The organism is Microvirga sp. HS2 (genome assembly GCF_055792805.1).
Map to the genome: position 1 here is coordinate 1 of NZ_JBVVAJ010000009.1, position 19756 is coordinate 19756.

Sequence of the window (19756 nt, forward strand, 5' to 3'; positions counted from 1 at the left end):
TTCAGGTGGAAGGTCCTGAGAACGCCGCGATCTTCAAAGACCACAACCCCGAGAAGTCGGCCATGTCGACCAGCGGTCACTGACCGAAGTGATCCGATCTGATGAAAAGTCCGGGCCTGACCCCCAGGCCCGGGCCTCATCCCGGGCCTTTTCCGCTTGAGCAGGATCAATTCGCAACAGGAGCAAACGGCGTATGGGTTTTCATTGAAAGTCCCGTCCGGGTTTCAGGCGGGCCTTCCAGCCATGCAGGAGAAAGCCCGTGCCTAGCATCGACCGCTCCCTCATCAAGGGACTGCCCTTGTTCTCCGGTCTGAGGGACGCCGACCTCGACACCCTGCTGTCCGAGGCCCGCTCTGTGCGTTATCCCAAGGGGACAGCGGTGTTCCAGCAGGACGAGGAGGCGCATTCCTTCTTTATCCTTCTGCATGGCCATCTGCGCGTCTTCAAGCTCACCCCCGATGGCCAGCAGGTCGTCGTCCGCTTCGTCGCGCCCGGCGAGGTCTTCGGCGTGGCCATGGCGATTGGGCGAAGCACGTATCCGGCGACCGCGATGGCGGTGGAGGACAGCGTCGCTCTGCTCTGGCCGTCCGCCGCGTGGCCGCGTCTCGTGGCCACGCACCCTGGACTGGCGATCAATACGCTTCAGACGGTGGGCAACCGGCTCCAGGACGCCCATACCCGGGTCGTTGAGATGTCGACGGAGCAGGTCGAGCGCCGCATCGCGCACGCGCTGCTCCGCCTCGCCCAGCAAGCCGGTCGGAAGGTCGAAGCAGGGGTCCAGATCGATTTTCCGATCACGCGCCAGGATGTGGCCGAGATGACTGGAGCCACGCTGCACACCGTAAGCCGTGTCCTGAGCGCCTGGGACAGTCAGGGGCTGGTTGAGGGGGGACGGCAAAGGATCGTCGTTCGCGAACCCCACAAACTGTTCATGCTCGCCGAGGGTTCGTCCGGCTAGCAGGCCCGGCACAACAACGGGTCCCGACTGTCCCGGCTGTCCGCTCTGCCGCCAGTCTCATGGAATTTTCCGGAACATTTGCGCAGGGGCAAAGAGGAATCCGGATCCGCAGGTGAAGGTCGAATCCTCTCAAGAGGGGAAAGTCATGACCCGATACCCAACCGGCATTCTGCCGCTCGATCCCGACATCCTGGATTGCCTCCAGGAGGTTATGGATCCAGAGGTTGGCCTGAGCGTGGTCGATCTCGGCCTCGTCTATCAGGCGACCCGCCACGCCAACGGCATCGAGGTGGCGCTCACCCTCACGACCAGAGCCTGTCCGCTCGGCGAGATCATCGCAGAAGACGCGCGCGAGCGTCTGGCACGCCGGTTTCAGGATGCGGCACGGATCGCCGTCACAATGGTGTGGAACCCACCCTGGAGCCCGGAGCGCATCACCGAACGGGGCTTGGAGCTCCTTGGCCGTCCTCCCCGAGAGGAGGCGCAATGAAAGGCGTCCCCGCCATCGGAGCCGTCTCCCGGCCCCGCATAGGTGTGCGCATCACTCTTCTGGCTCTCGGCGCCTTGGCCTTGATTGCCGGTTTGTGGGGTGCGGCGGGGCGGCTCGGCTGGACGCTGGCCCATGGCGCAGCCCTTGCCGCCCTGCATGGGCCGTTGATGATCTCCGGATTGTTCGGGACCCTGATCAGCCTGGAACGCGCGGTCGCGCTGGGCCAAAGATGGAGCTACGCCGCCCCAGCCTTCGCCGGGCTGGGAACGCTGGCTCTGATTGCCGGTGCGCCGGAGCCCATAGGGGCCGGAGCGTACACGGCCGCAGCCCTCATGCTGGCTGGCGGGTCGTTGCTGATCACGATCCAGCAGCCGGCCCTGTTTACGGGCATTCTCCTGCTTGGCGCGCTCGCGTGGCTGGCCGGAAATGTCCTATGGCTTGTGGGCAATTCGATATCGGACCTGGTGGGCTGGTGGCTGGCGTTCCTGATCCTGACCATCGTGGGTGAGCGCCTGGAACTCAGCCGCCTCATGCCGCGGCGGCGGGGTGGCGAGGTCCTGTTCCTGTTCGCCGTCAGCCTGCTCGTGATGGGTGCACAGAGGGGCATCATGACCGAAAGTGGCGCCATCCTGGTCGGATCTTCCCTGCTCGTCTCCACCCTTTGGCTCCTGCGGCACGACATCGCCCGCCTGAATGTCCGGCGGACGCGTCAGCCACGCTTCATGGGCTTCTGCATGCTGGCTGGCTATGCATGGCTGGGTGTGGCTGGAACGGTCCTGATCGCCTTTTCGGCCGGCGGTTTTGCCTACGGGTACGACATCGCCTTGCATGCCATCCTGATCGGATTCGTCCTCTCGATGGTGTTCGGACATGCGCTCATCATCCTGCCGGCTGTGGCGCGGATCCGGGTGGGTTAAGCCTCCTTCCTCTACATCCCCCTGCTCCTGCTGCACGCCTCCGTCGCTCTGCGGGTGGGCGCCGGGCTCGCCAGCTGGGAGGTCGGCCGACAAGGGAGTGGGATCATTACCGTTGTGGCTCTTGCCAGCTTTGCTGGTGGCGCGGCCATCGCGACATGGAACGCTCGCAGGAATCTCCGACCTGATGAAGACCAGCGTCCGTCCGCGACGAGCCCCTGGTTTCCCAGGCGCTCGATCAGGCCGAGAAGCCGTCCCGGAACGGATGAAAGATAACCGCATCGCCCTGCTGAACCGGGGCATGGAGCGGGTCGATGCGCACCAGCCCGTCGGCCAGCGCGAGCGGCTTCAGCCGTGCGGATCCCCCGCGCCCCAGGATTTCGACCGCCTGACCATCGGCGGTCTGAACAAGGCGGGCCGGCGCGAATTCGGTACGTCCGGGACGCCGTTCGAAAACATGTGCCAAAGGCAGGCGCAGGCCGGCCAGAGGCCGCACCTGACGGCCCTCCAGGACAGCGAGCACGGCCCCGCCCAGCAGCAGCCACGAGACCAGGGCGGCAACCGGATTTCCAGGTAATCCCAGGTAGACCGCCCGCCCTATCCGGCCAATTGCTGCGGGCTTACCGGGCTTCAGCGCGATCCGAAGCTGCTCGCCCGCGCCGCCTGCCATCGTGAGAGCCCGCTGGGAATAATCCTCGTCGCCAACCGAGACGCCGCCTGTGCTGACGATCAGGTCACATTCGGCAGCAAGCCGCCTGAGCGTCTGCACGATCAGCCGGGGATCGTCTCGGACGATGCCGCCGTCAACGATCAAAGCCCCAGCCTGACGGACCAGGGCGAGGATCATGGGCCGGTTCGAGTCGAAACAAGAGGCCTCGGACAGTGCCTCGTCCTGCGAGTGAAGTTCGTTGCCGGTCGAGAGCACCGCCACGCGCAGAGCTCGACGAACGCAAACCCGGTCATGCCCCTGAGCCGCCAGGAGCGCCACATGGCGTGGGTCGATGCGAACGCCGTCAGCGAGCAGAATCTCACCAGCCTGGACGTCCTCCCCGCGGCGGCGGATGTTGTCGCCAAACCGCGCCATGCGGGACAGAATGATCTTTCCTCCGGCCCGCGTCACGTTCTCCTGCATGACGACCGCGTCGGCGCCGGGCGGAATCATGGCGCCTGTCAGAATGCGCATGGCGGCCCCACGCGGCAGCGCCTGCATTCTGTCACCGGCGGCCATACGTCCGGTCACCGTGAGGACGGAACCCGCCGGGAGGCCATCCCCCGTGGCCAAGGCATAACCGTCCATGGCCGATTGGTCGAAGGGCGGCAGCGGCAGGCTTGCGGCAACAGGTCGAGCCACGATCCGCCCGAGGGCCTGACTGACGGCGACATCCTCGGTCTCCGCGACAGGTATCGCGCAAGCCGCCGCCCGAGTCCGGGCTTCCTCGATGGAGATCAGGCCGGCCGCCCCGTCACAAGGGGAGCGTTCCACCGCAAGGGCGTTCTGATGGTTCAAGGCTTGACGGCCTCGTGCATCTTTCGGGCTTCCGAGTGTTGCCGCTCCAAATCCGGGAGAGTTTGGGACGCGAAAGCTTTGACACCTTGATCTGCGCTCTGGCTCGCCGCCCGGTAGATCTCGATTTCCTGCTCCAGGGCTTGCACCTGCACCTCCGCGTAGCGCCGACTCAAGGCGAGATAATCGAGCGGCTCCAAGTTCTCGATGATGACCTGATGCTCAAACTCCTTCACGGATGGAAGCGGGATGCTCCGCTCCCGGGCGAAGGCTTCGATCCGCTGCAGGAGGTTGGCGCGAAAATCGGCCGCGGCGGCGGCGTATCCCTTAACTTCGGGTCTTGTGTCCCTGCCAGCGGCCAGCGTGGCGGCCTGGCTCTGAAGGGAGGCCGAGCTATAGGCGAGCCGCAGGAATTCCTGCGGCTCGACGGAGCGGGTCTGGGCAGCGGCGCCGGATGCCCCCTGGCTCTGCGCCGAAGCAGAGGAAACAACAGGGAGCGCGGCTCCGAGCGCGACGATGAGAACGATAGATCTGAAAGCATTCATGGGCTTACTGCCATCCGGGAACGCCCGACATATCGGGCAGACGATGCGCGATGCCCTTATGGCAGTCGATACAGGTTTTTTCACCCGTAAACAGGAAGCGCTCGTGCGCGGCAGCCGCGCGCGGGTTCTGTTTCGTTAGGTCCATCGACTCCGAGCTGTGGCAGTTACGGCACTCCAGGGAGTCGTTTGCCTTCATGCGCTCCCATTCCCGCTCGGCGAGATGCTTGCGCAGGGCGAGGAACTTCTCGCGGGTGTCGATCGATCCGAAGATGTGCCCCCACACCTCTTTTGAGGCCTGCATCTTGCGGGCGATCTTGTTGGTCCAGTTGTGCGGGACATGGCAATCCGGGCAGGTGGCGCGCACGCCCGAGCGGTTCGTGAAGTGGATCGTGCCCTTCAGCTCCTCGAAGACGTTGGTCTTCATCTCATGACAGCTGGTGCAGAACTTCTCGGTATTGGTGAGCTCCAGCGCCGTGTTGAAGGCGCCCCAGAAAATGACGCCGGCGACGAAGCCGCCGAGGGTGAGAAAGCCGAGGCTGAGATAGACCGGCGGCTTCAGTGCCGTCCTGACCCAGGGGTTTGCCCGAAACCAGCCCCATGCTCGCGTGATCCCCGCCGCCATCAGCGCCGCCCCCGTTCAGGCTGCCGCTCGGGCTCGGCGATGGCATCCATGTCAGTGAAGATATTCTCCACGAGGGGGTTCGCCATCGTCTGCGGGACATGGCACGACACGCAGACATAGCGCCGTGGCGCCAGTCCCCCGAGAGTATTCCCCGCCCTGTCCTGGTAGTGCGTCACGCTGATCATCGGCGCCTGGCTCTGCTCCGTGAACTTGCGGGCATGGCAGGACATGCACTTGTTGGCGTTCAGGTCGAGGGCGTAACCTTCGATTGCGTGCGGGATCACTGGAGGTTGGTCGGGATAGTTCCGGCGCACGCGGACATCGTCCGTGACCTGACGCTGCATGGGCGGAGCCGGGGTTTCCTTGGTGAAGGGGTCCGGCCCGCGCAGGCGGGGAGCATCCTGCGCCAGAAGGACACCCGCAGAGAGACAGGGCACGGCGCCGATAAGGAAGGCAAAGACGATCCGCTTCATGGCAGGCTCCCGGCATCCGCAGTCGCGGCCGCGACGACCTTCACGGCGCATTTCTTGAAGTCGGTCTGTTTCGAGATCGGGTCCGTTGCGTCGAGCGTGACCTTGTTGATGAGCTGACTGGCGTCGAAGAATGGAACGAAGACGACGCCAGGGGGCATCCTGTTGCGCCCGCGCGTCTCGACACGGGTGCGGATTTCCCCACGGCGGGAGACGAGCCGCACCTCCTGGCCGCGGCGCAGGTTGCGCTTGGCCGCATCGTCCGGATGCATGAACAGCACCGCCCCCGGGAATGCCTTGTAGAGCTCCGGCACGCGCAGGGTCATGGAGCCGGAATGCCAATGCTCCAGCACGCGGCCGGTGACGAGCCAGAGATCGTATTCGCCGTCGGGAGCCTCGGCCGGCGGCTCATAAGGTGCCCCGAGGATGTTGGCCTTCTTGTCCGGGTTGCCGTAGAATTGCAGGCCGCTGCCCTTCTCCACGTAAGGATCGTAGCCCTCCCGGTAGCGCCAGCGCGTTTCCTGGCCGTTGACGACGGGCCACCGGAGCCCCCTCACCTCGTGGTAGGTTTCGAAGGGCGCCAGATCGTGACCATGGCCGCGGCCGAAGCTGGCGTATTCCTCGAACAGACCCTTCTGAACGTAGAATCCGAAGGCCTTCGACTCGCGGTTCTCGTAGGCGGGGTCGATCTCCGACAGGGGGAACTTCTCGACATTGCCGTTTCTGAAGAGCACGTCGAACAGGCTCTTGCCCTTGAAGTCCGGATTGGCATCGAGAATCGCCTGCGGCCAGACCTCGTCCGTGGTGAAGCGCTTGGAGAACTCCATCAGCTGCCAGAGGTCGGAACGTGCCTCGCCGGGCGCGTTGACGAGCTGGTGCCAAAAATGGGTGCGCCTCTCCGCATTGCCGTAGGCTCCCTCCTTTTCCACCCACATGGCCGCGGGCAGGATCAGGTCCGCCGCCATGGCGGTGACGGTCGGATAGGCGTCGGAGACCACCACGAAATTCGCTGGGTTCCGGTATCCGGGATAGGTCTCGTTGTTGGTGTTCGGCGCCGTCTGGAGGTTGTTGTTGCACATGATCCAGTAGGCATTGAGCTTGCCGTCCTTGAGCATGCGGTCCTGCTGCACGGCATGGTAGCCGACCTTCTCCGGCAGCAATCCGTGCGGCAGCTTCCACAGCTCCTCCGCATGTTTGCGATGCTCGGGATTGTTGACCTGCATGTCGGCGGGCAGGCGGTGGCTGAAGGTGCCGACCTCACGAGCCGTGCCGCAGGCCGAAGGCTGGCCGGTGAGCGAGAACGGAGAGTTGCCCGGCTCGGAGATTTTCCCCGTGAGCAGGTGCAGATTATAGACCATGTGGTTGGCCCAGACGCCGCGCACATGCTGGTTGAATCCCATGGTCCAGAGCGACATGACCTTGGTCTTCGGGTCGGCATAGAGGCGCGCCAGAGCCTCAAGACGCTCCTTTGGTACACCGGACAGCTCGGAGGCCTTCTCGACGGTGTATTGGCTGACAAGCCTCGCGTAGTCGTCGAAGTTCGATGCTTGAGAGACCTGTGCATCGTTGGCGTGCTGAGCCCGTTGCTCCAGTACGTTGTCGGGCCGCAGGCCGTAGCCGATATCGGTATTGGCCAGGCGGAAGTTGCAGTGCTTCTCCACGAATTCGCGGTTCACCGCTCCGGTCTGGATGATGTAGTTGGCGATGTAGTTCAGGATTGCGAGGTCCGAGCCCGGCTTGAAGATCAGCGCCATGTCGGACAGATCCGTTGTGCGATGCTCGTAGGTGGAGAGCGTCGCGATCCGCACATGGGGATGGCTGAGGCGGCGGTCGGTCACCCGGGTCCAGAGGATCGGATGCATCTCCGCCATGTTCGAGCCCCAGAGCACGAAGGCATCCGCGTGCTCGAAGTCGTCGTAGCACCCCATCGGCTCGTCCATGCCGAAGGTGCGGATGAAGGTGACGGCGGCCGAGGCCATGCAGTGCCGGGCATTCGGATCGAGATTGTTGGTGCGAAAGCCCGCGCGCATGAGCTTGGAGGCCGCATAACCCTCCCAGATGGTCCATTGGCCGGAACCGAACATGCCGACGGCCTCGGGCCCTTTCTCCTTCAGCACGCGCTTCCACTGCCGGGCCATCTCGTCGAAGGCCTGATCCCACGAGACCGGCTGGAACTCACCATCCTTGGCGAATTGCCCGTTCCTCATGCGCATGAGCGGCTGGGTCAGGCGGTCCGATCCGTACATGATCTTCGACAGAAAGTACCCTTTCACGCAGTTGAGGCCGCGGTTGACCTCCGCCTGCATGTCGCCGTGGGTCGCAACGACCCGACCATCCTTTACCGCCACCATCACGCCGCAGCCTGTCCCGCAGAAACGGCAGGGCGCCTTTGACCATTGGAGCTGGATGTCCTCGCCAGCCGCGATGTTCTGGGCATCGGCCGGAAGGGCGACATTCGCGGCGGCTGCCGCCGCCGCGGCGGCTTGGGCCTTGAGAAGGGTGCGGCGTGTAAGATCCATGATTGCTTATTTCCGCTCTTGAACAGGCTCGAAGTGATGGAAGACGAGAGTGGCGGCGAGGACGCCTTCGAGAAGCTGAATCGCGTTGATGCGTTCGACGACCTGGTGCTCGGTCTCTGTTTCGAGCGTGACGATCAGCTTGCCTGTCTCCTGACCGCCATGAACCTCGGCACCCTCGACCCGGCTGAGACGCTCCACGATCATCGGAACGCAATCCGGACGGCTGTGGACCACGAGACTGGAAATATGGCATTCGCCGCTCATGAAACCTCCTCGAGGGCTGAGAGGTGAATGGCGTCCGCAGGACAGGCCCGGGAACAGTCACCGCAACCGGTACAATGGTCTGTTTCGACCCGTGGACGGGCGCCGCCAAGGGCAAGCTCGAAGCGCACGGCGCCTGACGGGCAGGCATCCCGACAACTCATGCAGGTCACCCCCTGAAACGCGAGACAGGACGGATCAATGGCAGCGGAGGAAGGATGTGCAGCCCTTGCGGGCGTAAGATGGCCGAGCAGGAAACGTCGGCGGCTTGGATCGGGAATGTCGGGCATGGCGGGCGTCCGTCATACCGGGCCCGGAGGACCAGTGAAAAGATAGTACATCCAGACGAGAAATCCCCACCCGGCAACGATCCCGACTGCGATGAAGGGCCAAATCAGGACTGCAAGGATGAAAAACGTCAGCGCCTCACGCCGCTTTTGGCTTGGTTCTAGAATTTCTGACCGCATGGCATAGGATTCTAAGCGTACCCCAATTTGGATCGAAACGTACAAGGGCCGAGGTTGTTCCACCATCGGGTATGGGACTGGACCTTCGTCGAGGAGCACACCGGCTTCCGGCAGCACCCCGCCAACAAGGGCACCGATCAATTTGGACTCCACAACAAGACGAGCAATGCAGACGCCAGCCTGCATGCTTTGTGGAATTCTAGCCCATTTGTTGGCGAAGTGGATTCGGTGCGCCGACAAAAAGCGCGGAAAACACAAAGAAAAATGATGATTTCACGCTGGGGGAAACCACTCGACGAGTACAACCCGTCTCAAATGAACCGCTGTATTCTGCCCGTCAGATCCAGCTAAGTCGTTGATTCATCGGCGACCGCCGGCCTCAACATGAAACGCAAGTCGGCACTTGAGCCAGAACCCGATTTGCAACCCACGATTCACAACAAAGATTGCAGGAATTGCAGCAGGTCGCGCACAAATCCGCCCGTTCTAAGCTCTTCAATCCGTGTCCTCATGAAAATCCCGCACGCGTTGTGACGGCGAAGTCACAGCCATCCTCATCCCAAAAATATCCTGCAAGCAAATCACGTGAGACTTGCTCGAGGACAGAGCTTCTGCTCCCGATCCCTGTCCCTCTGACTCTGACAGGTTCTGCCGGTGCAGGGGAGGCTTCCGCATCACTTCAGGGGTTATGCCGTCTTCTTCCGGAACGACTTCGAGCAGCGCCTCAACGTGAGCGCACACGGCATGTTCGTCGGCGCCGAAGCAACTTTTGATTTCAAGCCCGCATTCCTCGTCGATGTCTCGATTGAAGCTGGTGGAGCTTTCCTGCGTGAAGACGGCAGCGAGAGTGCCGATCTCGCACTGCGTTCCAGGTTCCCGGCAAGGACCAGCCCGATCCTGCGGCAGACTCCAGCCTTGAGGCGGGTTATCACATTGCCCGGAATTTCGGCCTGATAGTGACGGGCACCTGTCACTCCCTTGGACAGGTACAGACCGCCGCTGCGCCCGGTGGCATTGGTCTGAACCTGGATGAGCAATTCAAGGCAGACATCATTATATTCACAGTGTAGGGCGAACTGCGCTTCAAGATGTGAGCAAGATAAGTACGAAAGGAATGATTTCGCCATTCTACTTCTCGATCTCGCTAGAGCCTGATCCTTTGTGTTACTCCCTGAGGATGGTCGCGCGATCATTGCGGAGGGAGTAGGCCTTATCATCCAAATTCGGACCAATTTGCTTTTACGTTCTGCACGGAAACCCAAGGAACGTGCGCAAGGAACGTGCGATGGTCGGGAGCAAGGATGAGATCGAGGCGGTCGCCCGCGCTTTCTACAGCCTTCAGGATTGCGCGCGAGGCTGGGACCGAGAGCCTCGGCAGCTCAAGGAACAATGGCTGAACGATGCCAGGGCGGCCATTGCCGCTCTCGATGAACATCGGAGCAGTCTCAGGAGCGGTCCTGCTGTGAAGGACCCATGCCGCCTCCCGGATGAAGGCGGATCCCTTTCCGTGCGCAACATGTCGACGTTCTCCGCGCGCATCGACCTTCCAGGCAAGGGCAGGAAAGCGGACGGAGATCCACCGCTGGACAAGCTGTTCCAGGTCTGCTCCGGCGCCAGTCTCGCCGCCGCCATGCTCGTTGCCCAATCGAGGGAACAGGTCTCCCAAAGCAAGGCACGAATTGCTCAATCCATGGCGCTGCTCCAAAGCACCGAATCCGCCCTCTGACCTGGGCTCGCCTTCGATCGTTTCAATGTTGGAATGCGTAGTGTTCCGTTGATGACGGAGTGACGGCCCCAGCGCCAGACAGGAGGCCGCTCTGCGCGCTCATCCGGCTGGGTACGAGATCACCGCTCCGCAAGGACTGCCGAGTGCTCCGAAGTTCATGGAAGCTGGCATAGCGCTGCACATCCGACGCAGGGACGCGGGAGAACGTTTCCTTCGCACGTCCTCCAGGACTGCATCGAGGAACACGACACAATCGCCTCCGTCATCTCGCAACGCCTGGAAGCCTGGAGCTTTTTCGGCGAACCGGATCCACTTCGCCGAAAATGCTCTAGCCGGTCAGATGCCGGTCTCCGCTCCCGTTTCCGCCGTCTTGCGGGTTGAGCGGCTCGCCCAGTATCCAGCAAGGCTGGTTCCATCCCGCTCTCCCCACCCGTTGCGGCTTGCTTCGTCATAGACCGACAGAGCCCTTTCGACGACGGGGAGCGACAGGCCGAGCTCCTCGCCCTCGGCTACCATCGTGCGCAGATCCTTCCGGAATGAATCCACATCGAAGGTGACGGGCTGGGGATCGTCGCCGCGCATTCCTTTCGCAACCATGGCTCCGCGCGCCTTCAGAATGTTGGCGCCGCCGGATGTGTCGGAGAACAGGTCGATGATCCGTTCGGGCTCGATGCCGAGATGACGGCATAGCGAATATGCCTCGCCCAGCGCTTGGTAATAGACGATGAGCGGCAGGTTCACGGCAAGCTTCAGACTGGCCCCCGAACCGACCGGCCCCGCATGTTCGATGCGGCGGCAGAGTTGCTCGAGGATGGGGCGGGCCCGGGCGACATCCTCCGTCTCTCCGCCGACGAGTCCGATCAGCCGCCCCTCGCGAGCGGGGCCGGTGGAGCCGCTCACCGGGCATTCCACATAGGCTCCGCCCTTCGCTGCGACCCGCTCCGCCAGGGCGCGCTGGATCTTCGGCTGGACCGTGCTCATTTCGATGAAAAGTTTGCCTTTCACATCTGCGGACAGAATGCCTTGCTCGCCGCTGAAAACGGTCTCCAGCGCCTCCGCGTCCCGAAGGCAGGTGATGATTGCCTCGGTCTGCGCCACCAACGCGGCCGGCGTGTCACCGAGAACAGCGCCCGCATCGATCAGGCTCTTGGCCTTGTCGGGCGTGCGATTCCAAACCACGAGGTCGTGGCCGCAACTCTGGAGTCGTGTTGCGAGGGCCGCGCCCATGCGTCCAAGTCCAATGATCCCGATTTTCACTGAGGCCTCCTGATCCTTCGCACAACCTTAGTGGAGCGGCCTCTCGTCAGGAAAAGCCGCCCCTTGTCCTCCAGAGGCTCAGCCCTGCCCGCTCCAGCTCCTGACGAGTTGCTCCTGCTCGCCGAGGCCTTCGATCCCGAGCCGGACCCGGTTGCCGGGACGCAAGTAAACCGACGGCTTCTGGCCCATTCCGACGCCCGGTGGCGTACCCGTCGCGATGACGTCGCCCGGCTGGAGGCTCATGATCTGGCTCAGATAGCTCACGACGAAAGCGGCTCCATAGACCATGGTTTCGGTGCTGCCGTTCTGGAAACGCTTTCCGTCCACGTCGAGCCACATGCGCAGGTTCTGCGGATCGGGAACCTCATCCGGCGTGACGAGCCAGGGGCCGATCGGACCGAAGGTGTCCGCGCTCTTGCCCTTGGTCCACTGGCCGGAGCGTTCGGCCTGAAAGGTGCGCTCCGAGACGTCATTGATGACGCAGTATCCGGCGACATGGTCGAGCGCCCGTGCCTCGTCGACGTACTTGGCCGCCTTGCCGATCACGATGCCGAGCTCGACCTCCCAATCGGTTTTCTCGGACCCGCGCGGAATCTCGATGCCGTCGTTCGGACCGCAGATGGCGCTCGTCGCCTTCATGAAGATGATGGGCTCGGGCGGCACGGTCATGCCCGATTCCGCCGCATGGTCGGAATAGTTGAGGCCGATGCAGATGAACTTGCCGACCTGTCCGACGCAGGGGCCGATGCGCGGATTCCCCTCGACACGCGGCAGCGTAGAGGGATCGATGCTGCGCAGCCGCTCGATCCCCGCAGGAGTGAGGGCGTCACCGGCAATATCGGCGACGATGCCCGAAAGGTCTCGGATCTTACCATCTCGGTCAAGCATTCCAGGCTTCTCTTGACCGGGGGAACCATAGCGCAACAGCTTCATGGGATCTTCTTGCTCCTGTGAGTTTGAGACTTGGGGTTGACGAAACGGCGGGTGCCCTCACCTTCTCAGGCCGACGAGGGAGGATCGAGCCTGATCTTGGGCGAAGGCTGGATCTGTTCTTCAATGCGCCGGAGGGTGGTCTGGTAATGCTCCACGAGCAGCTCGACGGCGAGATCCATCCTGCGGTCGAGCGCCGCCTCCATGATTCCTCGATGCTCCTCCAAAGCATTCCGATAGGGGTGGCTCGAGGCCACGGAGATGAAACGGTATCGCTGCGCCTGGTCCATGAGGTCGCCGCAGATTCCGATCAGGATCGAGGAGCCGCACGCGACGATGAGGGCCAGGTGGAACGCGCGGTGCCTCTCCTCCCAGGCCGGGTTGGTGCTCGCATCCTCCTCGGACAGTTTCCAAGGCGTGCGGGACAGGTGGTGGAAGGCGACGACGATGCGCTCCTCCCAAGCCTGATCGCCGTTCCTGACGGATTCCTCAAGCGCCTTGCCCTCCAGCCAGCATCGGGTCTTCACCAGCTCACGCCAACCCTCGATGCTCACCGGCGGCACGAAGAAGCCGCGCTGATCCTTCCGCTCGACCAGCCCTTCCGACGACAGGCGGTTGAGAGCCTCGCGAACCGGGTTGAGGCCTGCGCCATAGCGCTCGGAGACGAAATCGATCAGGAGCTTCTGGCCCGGTCGCAACTCGCCGTTGAGGATGTCCTGGCGAAGCCTCTCATAGACCGAGGTTGCCGCAGTGATTTTTTCGATCTTGTTCATGACGCGACCAGCGCAAGGTTGAAGTCTGAGCGGAATGTCCCGGCAATGCGCGGAGGTCAACCGCCGGGACATGCGCCTTGTCGACCCTTATTGTGCGAGTGTCTCCTCTGCGACGCTCTCCTTGTGCCAGAAGACGAACCGGCGCTGCGCCCAGGCCACGATCCAGAACGTCGCCAGCCCCAGCAGGCTCAGATAGATGATCAGGGAGAACACGCGCGGCGTGTTGAGCTGGGCGGCCGCGACGCGGATGAGTTCGCCGAAGCCCTTGCCGCCGCCCAGGAATTCACCCACGACCGCGCCGACGACGACGAGGACGGCGGCGTTCTTCAGGCCCGAGAAGAAGTGAGGCATGCCGATGGGGAGCTTGAGCTGAACCAGGGTCTGCCAACGGCTCGCCCCCATGGTCTTGAACAGCATGCGGGCGTTCTGATCCGCCGCGTGCAGGCCAGCCGCCGTTCCCACGATCACCGGGAAGAAGGCGATGAAAGCCGCGAGCGCCACCTTGGATGCGATCCCGAATCCCAGCCAGGACACGAACAGCGGCGCGAACGCCACTTTCGGCATGGTGTTGATGGCTACGAGATAAGGCATGACCGCCTGCTCGCCGAAGGCCGTCTCGCCGACGAGGACGCCGAGGCCGAAGCCGAGCACGACCGCGATGACGAACCCGAGCAGCACCTCCTGCGTCGTGATCCAGAGAGCCATGAGCATGTAGTCGCCGGTGAGCAGGTTCTTTCCGACGACATAGAGATCTTCGATCGTCTCCATCGGAGACGGAAGGATGATCGGCGAAACGAGCTCGATCACGTAGATGAACTGCCAAACAACCAGGAAGCCCGCGAGAAGAACCAGCATCGACACCCAGCGCGGAACCCGGTCGATCCAGGAGACACGCTCCGTCCAGACCGTCTGTTCCGGGACGGCGGAAGCAACGACAGCGCCTTGTGCCTGCGTCATTGGAAGGCTCCCTTGTCGAGGTGACTGCGGATCCGGTGAACGAGCGCGCCGAACCGCGGGTCCGACATCATGTCGAGGGTTCTGGGGCGAGGCAGGTCCACCGTGATGGCTTCGACGAACCGCCCGGGACGCGCCGACATCACATAGACGACGTCGGAGAGAATCACGGCTTCGGGAATCGAGTGGGTCACCAGGAACACTGTCGCATTGCGCTCCAGGCAGATTCTCTGAAGCTCCATGTTCATGAAGTCGCGGCTCAACTCGTCGAGCGCGCTGAACGGCTCGTCGAGAAGCAGGACGGCGGGCTCCGTGATCAGCATTCGGCAGATCGCCGCACGCTGCGCCATGCCGCCGGAGAGTTCACTCGGATAAACGTTCTCGAAGCCTTTCAGGCCCACGAGATCGAGGAGCTGGCGTGCCTGGTCGTGCTTGGCGCGGGCTGCCGCCTTCCCGTCGCGGATCTCGATCGGAAGAACGATGTTCTCGATGGTGGTCCGCCACGGGAACAGGGTCGCCTGCTGGAACATCATGCCGATGTCCCGGCGCGGCCCCATCACCGCCTTGCCTTCGAGAACGACGCTGCCCGAGGACGGCGGCTGAAGACCCGCCATGATCTTGAGCAAGGTCGATTTTCCGCAGCCGCTCGGCCCGATGATCGATGAGAACGTGCCCTCCCGCAGCGCCAGATCGACCTTGTCGAGTGCCTGTACATTGCGCCGCGCGAAGGTCTTGCTCACGCCGCGCAGCTCATACACCGGCCGGCCTGTGAGGCCGACCGGAGCAACGGCTTCTCCAGCCATTGAGAGAACCGCCATCAGTTCGCACCCTTGTTCCAGGCTTCGACGAACTGGTTGGTGTAGGCAGCCTTCAGGTCCGGCAGCGGAGACTTCAGAACGCCCGATTCCACTGCGCTCTTGTGCCAGAGTTCCCAGTGCTCAGGCGGCTGATAGCCCCAGCCCTTCGACTTATCGGCAGGGGCGATCCGGTCCTTCACCTGTTCGAACAGGGCCTCCGACAATTTGGCATCCTCGCCTTCCTGCGGGTTCCCGGCCTTGGTGTGCTGCAGGACCTTCTGCTTGTTCTCCGGCTTCAGGCCGAACTCCGTCGCCTTGACGAGAACACGGCCGAACTTCTCGACGGCCTGCGGATTCTGCTCGACGAAGGAGCGCATCGCGGCATAGCCGTTGCCGAAATAGCTCAGATACTGCTCGGGAGTGATTTCCCGCAGATCGATGCCTCTCGCTTCCATGATGGCAGAGTCGCTGACGGCTGCCGCATAGGCCTTGATGTCTCCGCGCAGGAAGGCTGCCGCCGCAAGGCCGCCATCGCCCACCGGAAGGAACGTGTAGTCCTTGCCTTCGGTCATTTTCAGATCGGTCAGGATCGCGCGGGTGAAGCCGACTTCTGCACCGTCGGCCGTGCCGACGCCGATCACGGCTCCTTTGAGATCGGCCGGCGTCTTGATGGTCGATTTTTCAGGGACGACGACGCCGAAGACCGACTTCGCGAAATGGTTGTAGATGAAAACCACGTCCACGCCGCGTGCCCTGGCGGCCATGACCGGAGCCGGGCCCGGCTGGCCGATCTGAGCCTGGCCAGCGGACATCGCCTGGAGCACCTGCGAAGAACCATCAACGGCCTCGACCTTCACGTCGAGCCCTTCCTTCTCGAACATCTTCTCGCCGATCGCGACGTAGAGCGGGAAGTTATTGACGGCGGACGGGTTTGGAAGAACCACCGTAATCTTCGTCGGCGCATTCTGCGCGTTCGCGATGCTCATGGCCCATGGAGCGAGCGCGAGCGTTACGGCTAAACCAAGAGCTTTTCTCATCTTCATCGGCGTTTCCTCTCCTGCATTCTGCTGCTCGTTGGCAGTGCCCGCTTATGATGCGGCAACTGATGATGTACGAGATGATCTCCAGTGTCAAAAAATGTATATTCAATTTTGATGTAGTCTTTTCGCGCTGACCCGAAACTGAATTGCATCACGCGTCGAATTCTCAGCGAATGAGTCGGTTTTTCTTGCACAACCCAAGTTTATTGCTGCAGGCGCGAAGCAACTGAATCACAAGAATAGACTAAAGGACCATCTGCGCTCTATCGCAAAAAATACATTTTCTAAGCTGATCACGGTAAATATCGATTATGCCAGTTTACGCTCGCTTGGCGGGCTGATTCAGGAGGGAAACGATGATCGATACCGACGCTTGCGTGATCACGCCGCCGTCTCGCGCGCTCTTGCCCGTGGCCGGAACGTCTCAAAAATTTCCGGTGCGCAGGATCTACTGCGTCGGCCGAAACTATGTCGCCCATGTGCGCGAAATGGGAGGCGACGAGACGCGCGATCCTCCCATCTTCTTCCAGAAACCCGCCGACAGCATCGTCGAGGACGGAGCCACGATCCCCTATCCGCCGATGACGAGCAACTATCACTACGAACTCGAACTGGTCGTGGCGATCAAGACCGGCGGTCGCGACATCCCGCCCGCAAAGGCGCTCGATCACATCTATGGCTACGGAATTGGCCTCGACATGACCCGGCGCGACCTTCAGATGGATCTCGGGAAAAGCGGCCTGCCCTGGGAGGCGGGCAAAGCCTTCGATCAGTCCTGCCCCTGCGGCCCGATCCACCCCGTCGATCAGGTCGGCCATGTGCTCGAGGGGCCGATCCGTCTGACCGTCGATGGAGAAACAAGGCAGGATTCCGATCTCACGCTGATGATCTGGAAGGTGCCCGAGATCATCGCCAACCTGTCGAAATATTTCACCCTGCAGCCGGGCGACATCATCCTGACCGGAACGCCGGCCGGCGTCGGGCCGGTCGTGGCAGGCAATCGGCTGGTCGGCTCGATCGAGAAACTCGGCACTCTGACGGTGCGGATCGGCGACCCGTCGCAAGCCCATCCTCAACTGCAATAATCTCAGCCACGATCATCAAGGCCATCGGCAGGCGGATCGGTCGTGGCTCTGTTGCCGCGGGCTTCCGAAGGCGCGACGCCTGGATCGAACTCCGTTCGTGCGGCTTTAACGGCACCTCCGAGGCTTGGCGCGGAGGCGCCTCCCAAACCTGACCGATCTGCGGCGAGATGGGTGCAGGCCTGCCATTCGCCGCGCGTCTGTGTAAGCCTGCGGCTGACCGGACGGCCGCGGTCTGCCGCAATTCTCCTTGCGAACGAGGTTTCGTCCTGAGATCTATGCCCCCATGGAACTGCCGGATTGGACAACGCTGCGCATCCTTCTTGCCGCCATCGAGTGCGGGAGCATCACCCGTGCTTCGGCGCAATACGGCATCGCCGTCTCCGCCGCGGCCAAACGCATTCAGGATCTGGAGGCGGAACTCGGGGTGCGGCTGCTCGATCGGGCAGCGCGCGGCGTGACGGCAACAGCGGCCGGCGAGCTCGTCGCTCAACATGCCCGCTCGATGTTGGATTTCGGGACGCGCCTTGGAGACGACCTGCGCGCGCTGGCCGGCGGCAGGCTGGGGAGCGTTCGCCTCGACGCCACCCTGTCGTCGATCGTCGGGCATCCTCTTGCGCGGGCCTTGACGGAGTTTGCGGACGGGCACCCGGGAATCAACGTCGAACTCGGGGAGACCACCAGTCTGCCGATCCTCCAGAACCTGGTCGAAGGACGGACGGATATCGGCATCATCACGACTGGAGGGGCTGTCCCGGGGGGGCTGGAGGTGCGGCCCTGGCGCTTCGACCAGTTGCTGGTGGTGGTTCCCGCCGATCACCCGATCGCCGCGCGTAAGACGCTGCGCTTTTCCGAGGCACTGGACTTTCCCCTGGTTCGGGTGATCGAGACAGGCGCACTGACCCTGCTCCTTGCGGAGGCCGCGGAGCGGCTCGGGCGCCGCCCAAGGTACAGCTTCAGCGTCGCGACCGTGGAAGCCGCCGTCCGGCTCGTCGCGGCCGACCTCGGCATCACCGTCATGCCGGATGGGGTTCTCAGCATCTACAGCCCGGATCTGCGGCTTGCCGGCATTCGTCTGGCCGAGCCGTGGGCGCTTCGACAGTTGCGGCTCGTCAGCCGCCCGGTAGCGATGCTCCCCGCGCCGGCGCGCCTTCTCCTCGACCACCTCTCGTCTTATTCGGACGCGCCATTCTAGCGGATCGCGCGGATCCAGCGGGCCGCTTGAACGATGCGCTCTTTCCAAGAAGGAAGCATCGACCGCAGAAGCAGGCAGCGGCCCGGCATGGAAAGACTCTCGGAATGCGGAAGCTCAAAGCATCTACCGGAGGGCGATGACTCGGCGATTTTCGACTCGACCCTTCGCGAACGACGCACGCTTCGTCCGCGAATGAGCGCTTCTCGTCCCCGATGCGAGGAGGCATCCTCGCACAAACAACAATCGCCATAAGCACGCCGGAGGAGCCCATGGAGATGAATTCCAACTCGGACACCGTCGTGGTGCGCGAAGTGGGACCACGCGACGGTTTGCAGAACGCGGCGGCGATCATGCCGACAGACGCCAAGCTCGCGTGGATCGCCGCGATGAAATCCGCAGGCATCCGCGAAATGGAAGTGGCGAGCTTCGTTCCACCGGCCGCATTGCCGCAGATGGCGGATGCCGCCGAGGTGACACGGTGCGCGCGCGCGGCTCATCCAGACTTACGGGTCGTTGCACTGGCCCCCAATCTGCGCGGAGCGCAGAACGCCGCGGCGGCCGGAGCCCAATCGATCGTTCTCCCCGTGTCGGCGAGCGAAGCTCACAGTCAGTCGAATGTGCGCCGGACGCGGGCGGAACAGGTTGCCGAAGTCAGGCGCGTCGTCGAATGGGCACGAACCCTGGGAGTCGACGCTCCCCGAATCGAGGCGGGCATTTCGACCGCCTTCGGCTGCTCCCTCCAGGGCGTGGTTCCCGAGCGCGACGTGATTGCCCTGGCGGTCTCCCTGGCCGAGGCGGGCGTCGACGTGATCGCGCTCGCCGATACGCTGGGCTACGCCAGCCCGTCGCAGATCCGTCGGCTCGTTCGGGCCGTGCGCGCACAGATCGGCGACGCCATGTTCGGCAACCTGCACCTTCACGACACCCTGGGAACCGCCCTGGCGAATGTTCTCGCCGGTCTCGAGGAGGGTATCCGCGGCTTCGATGCAGCGCTCGGCGGCCTGGGAGGCTGCCCCTTCGCGCCCGGATCCGTCGGCAATGTCGCCACCGAAGATCTTGTCTACCTCCTGGAATCCGAAGGGTTCTCGACAGGAATCGATCTTCAGGCGCTCCTGGACGCCCGGGAGATCCTCCGCGTCGGGCTTCCGAGCGAAAAGCTGCAGGGGCGCGTTGCAGCCGCAGGCATTCCCCGCACCTACCGCCCGTCATCGGCGGCTCTCGCCTAACGGCGCGCAGCTTTTGCGGCCACCCC

23 protein-coding genes are annotated in these 19756 nt (G+C 63.1%); 9 read left to right on the forward strand and 14 right to left on the reverse strand.

The annotated features are described in order from the left end of the window. The first annotated feature begins 259 nt into the window (after nt 1-259). The 3 genes from ACS5Q0_RS10235 to ACS5Q0_RS10245 all read left to right on the forward strand — a co-directional run bounded on the left by ACS5Q0_RS10235 (nt 260) and on the right by ACS5Q0_RS10245 (nt 2365). Nucleotides 260-958: a Crp/Fnr family transcriptional regulator gene (locus tag ACS5Q0_RS10235; RefSeq protein ID WP_473126524.1), complete on the forward strand. Its 699-nt coding sequence runs from the start codon at nt 260-262 to the stop codon at nt 956-958. Nucleotides 959-1103: 145 nt separating this feature from the next. After that, nucleotides 1104-1448, forward strand: a complete 345-nt coding sequence (locus tag ACS5Q0_RS10240) for a metal-sulfur cluster assembly factor (protein ID WP_473126525.1) — start codon at nt 1104-1106, stop codon at nt 1446-1448. Continuing rightward, nucleotides 1445-2365 (forward strand): hypothetical protein, encoded by a 921-nt coding sequence (locus tag ACS5Q0_RS10245; protein ID WP_473126526.1) that lies wholly within the window; start codon nt 1445-1447, stop codon nt 2363-2365. The genes ACS5Q0_RS10240 and ACS5Q0_RS10245 overlap by 4 nt, the downstream gene beginning before the upstream one ends. Nucleotides 2366-2600: 235 nt before the next feature. Here the strand turns inward: ACS5Q0_RS10245 and ACS5Q0_RS10250 are convergent, their stop codons facing one another. Genes ACS5Q0_RS10250 through ACS5Q0_RS10285 form a run of 8 tightly spaced genes read right to left on the reverse strand, consistent with a single transcriptional unit; the run spans nt 2601 to nt 8816 of the window. Further along, the gene (locus tag ACS5Q0_RS10250; protein WP_473126527.1) at nt 2601-3869 is read right to left on the reverse strand and encodes a molybdopterin molybdotransferase MoeA; all 1269 of its coding nucleotides are present in this window, start codon (nt 3867-3869) and stop codon (nt 2601-2603) included. Continuing rightward, nucleotides 3866-4411, reverse strand: coding sequence for a DUF4142 domain-containing protein (locus ACS5Q0_RS10255; protein ID WP_473126528.1), 546 nt, complete (start codon nt 4409-4411; stop codon nt 3866-3868). Before ACS5Q0_RS10255 ends, ACS5Q0_RS10250 begins: the two co-directional genes overlap by 4 nt. A gap of 4 nt (nt 4412-4415) precedes the next feature. After that, nucleotides 4416-5033 (reverse strand): NapC/NirT family cytochrome c, encoded by a 618-nt coding sequence (locus ACS5Q0_RS10260; protein WP_473126529.1) that lies wholly within the window; start codon nt 5031-5033, stop codon nt 4416-4418. Next, entirely contained in the window at nt 5033-5506 is a 474-nt protein-coding gene (locus ACS5Q0_RS10265) for a nitrate reductase cytochrome c-type subunit (RefSeq protein ID WP_473126530.1), read from the reverse strand. The genes ACS5Q0_RS10260 and ACS5Q0_RS10265 overlap by 1 nt, the downstream gene beginning before the upstream one ends. Beyond that, nucleotides 5503-8022 (reverse strand): periplasmic nitrate reductase subunit alpha, encoded by a 2520-nt coding sequence (gene napA / locus ACS5Q0_RS10270; RefSeq protein ID WP_473126531.1) that lies wholly within the window; start codon nt 8020-8022, stop codon nt 5503-5505. Before napA ends, ACS5Q0_RS10265 begins: the two co-directional genes overlap by 4 nt. 6 nt (nt 8023-8028) lie before the next feature. Next, nucleotides 8029-8286, reverse strand: coding sequence for a chaperone NapD (locus tag ACS5Q0_RS10275; protein WP_473126532.1), 258 nt, complete (start codon nt 8284-8286; stop codon nt 8029-8031). Further along, complete coding sequence (locus ACS5Q0_RS10280; protein WP_473126533.1) at nt 8283-8573, reverse strand: 4Fe-4S binding protein; 291 nt, start codon at nt 8571-8573, stop codon at nt 8283-8285. Before ACS5Q0_RS10280 ends, ACS5Q0_RS10275 begins: the two co-directional genes overlap by 4 nt. A 12-nt stretch (nt 8574-8585) precedes the next feature. Then, nucleotides 8586-8816: a periplasmic nitrate reductase, NapE protein gene (locus tag ACS5Q0_RS10285; protein WP_473126670.1), complete on the reverse strand. Its 231-nt coding sequence runs from the start codon at nt 8814-8816 to the stop codon at nt 8586-8588. Here ACS5Q0_RS10285 and ACS5Q0_RS10290 point away from each other — a divergent pair. The 3 genes from ACS5Q0_RS10290 (at nt 8805) to ACS5Q0_RS10300 (ending at nt 10476) form a co-directional block, all read left to right on the forward strand. Next, nucleotides 8805-9101: a hypothetical protein gene (locus ACS5Q0_RS10290; RefSeq protein WP_473126675.1), complete on the forward strand. Its 297-nt coding sequence runs from the start codon at nt 8805-8807 to the stop codon at nt 9099-9101. The genes ACS5Q0_RS10285 and ACS5Q0_RS10290 overlap by 12 nt on opposite strands. A gap of 393 nt (nt 9102-9494) precedes the next feature. After that, nucleotides 9495-9704, forward strand: coding sequence for a hypothetical protein (locus tag ACS5Q0_RS10295; protein ID WP_473126534.1), 210 nt, complete (start codon nt 9495-9497; stop codon nt 9702-9704). Between the two features lie 331 nt (nt 9705-10035). Then, nucleotides 10036-10476 (forward strand): hypothetical protein, encoded by a 441-nt coding sequence (locus ACS5Q0_RS10300; protein WP_473126535.1) that lies wholly within the window; start codon nt 10036-10038, stop codon nt 10474-10476. 336 nt (nt 10477-10812) lie between these two features. On the opposite strand, the gene ACS5Q0_RS10305 is transcribed toward ACS5Q0_RS10300, so the two are convergent. The 6 genes from ACS5Q0_RS10305 to ACS5Q0_RS10330 form a co-directional block, all read right to left on the reverse strand. Next, complete coding sequence (locus ACS5Q0_RS10305; protein ID WP_473126536.1) at nt 10813-11733, reverse strand: NAD(P)-dependent oxidoreductase; 921 nt, start codon at nt 11731-11733, stop codon at nt 10813-10815. A gap of 78 nt (nt 11734-11811) precedes the next feature. Continuing rightward, nucleotides 11812-12666: an ureidoglycolate lyase gene (locus tag ACS5Q0_RS10310; RefSeq protein WP_473126537.1), complete on the reverse strand. Its 855-nt coding sequence runs from the start codon at nt 12664-12666 to the stop codon at nt 11812-11814. A 65-nt stretch (nt 12667-12731) separates the two neighbouring features. Next, nucleotides 12732-13436, reverse strand: coding sequence for a GntR family transcriptional regulator (locus ACS5Q0_RS10315; protein WP_473126538.1), 705 nt, complete (start codon nt 13434-13436; stop codon nt 12732-12734). Nucleotides 13437-13523: 87 nt separating this feature from the next. Next, the gene (locus tag ACS5Q0_RS10320; protein WP_473126539.1) at nt 13524-14393 is read right to left on the reverse strand and encodes an ABC transporter permease; all 870 of its coding nucleotides are present in this window, start codon (nt 14391-14393) and stop codon (nt 13524-13526) included. Next, nucleotides 14390-15208: an ABC transporter ATP-binding protein gene (locus ACS5Q0_RS10325; protein WP_473126540.1), complete on the reverse strand. Its 819-nt coding sequence runs from the start codon at nt 15206-15208 to the stop codon at nt 14390-14392. Before ACS5Q0_RS10325 ends, ACS5Q0_RS10320 begins: the two co-directional genes overlap by 4 nt. Beyond that, on the reverse strand, nt 15208-16230 hold the full coding sequence (locus ACS5Q0_RS10330; protein ID WP_473126541.1) for an ABC transporter substrate-binding protein: 1023 nt from the start codon (nt 16228-16230) through the stop codon (nt 15208-15210). The genes ACS5Q0_RS10325 and ACS5Q0_RS10330 overlap by 1 nt, the downstream gene beginning before the upstream one ends. A 353-nt stretch (nt 16231-16583) precedes the next feature. Here ACS5Q0_RS10330 and ACS5Q0_RS10335 point away from each other — a divergent pair, with 353 nt between their 5' ends. The 3 genes from ACS5Q0_RS10335 (at nt 16584) to ACS5Q0_RS10345 (ending at nt 19730) form a co-directional block, all read left to right on the forward strand. Then, nucleotides 16584-17312, forward strand: coding sequence for a fumarylacetoacetate hydrolase family protein (locus ACS5Q0_RS10335; RefSeq protein WP_473126542.1), 729 nt, complete (start codon nt 16584-16586; stop codon nt 17310-17312). 283 nt (nt 17313-17595) lie between these two features. Next, a complete protein-coding gene (locus ACS5Q0_RS10340; protein ID WP_473126543.1) occupies nt 17596-18504 on the forward strand; it encodes a LysR family transcriptional regulator in 909 nt (302 codons plus the stop codon). Between the two features lie 275 nt (nt 18505-18779). Further along, on the forward strand, nt 18780-19730 hold the full coding sequence (locus tag ACS5Q0_RS10345) for a hydroxymethylglutaryl-CoA lyase (protein ID WP_473126544.1): 951 nt from the start codon (nt 18780-18782) through the stop codon (nt 19728-19730). Nucleotides 19731-19756: the final 26 nt, after the last annotated feature.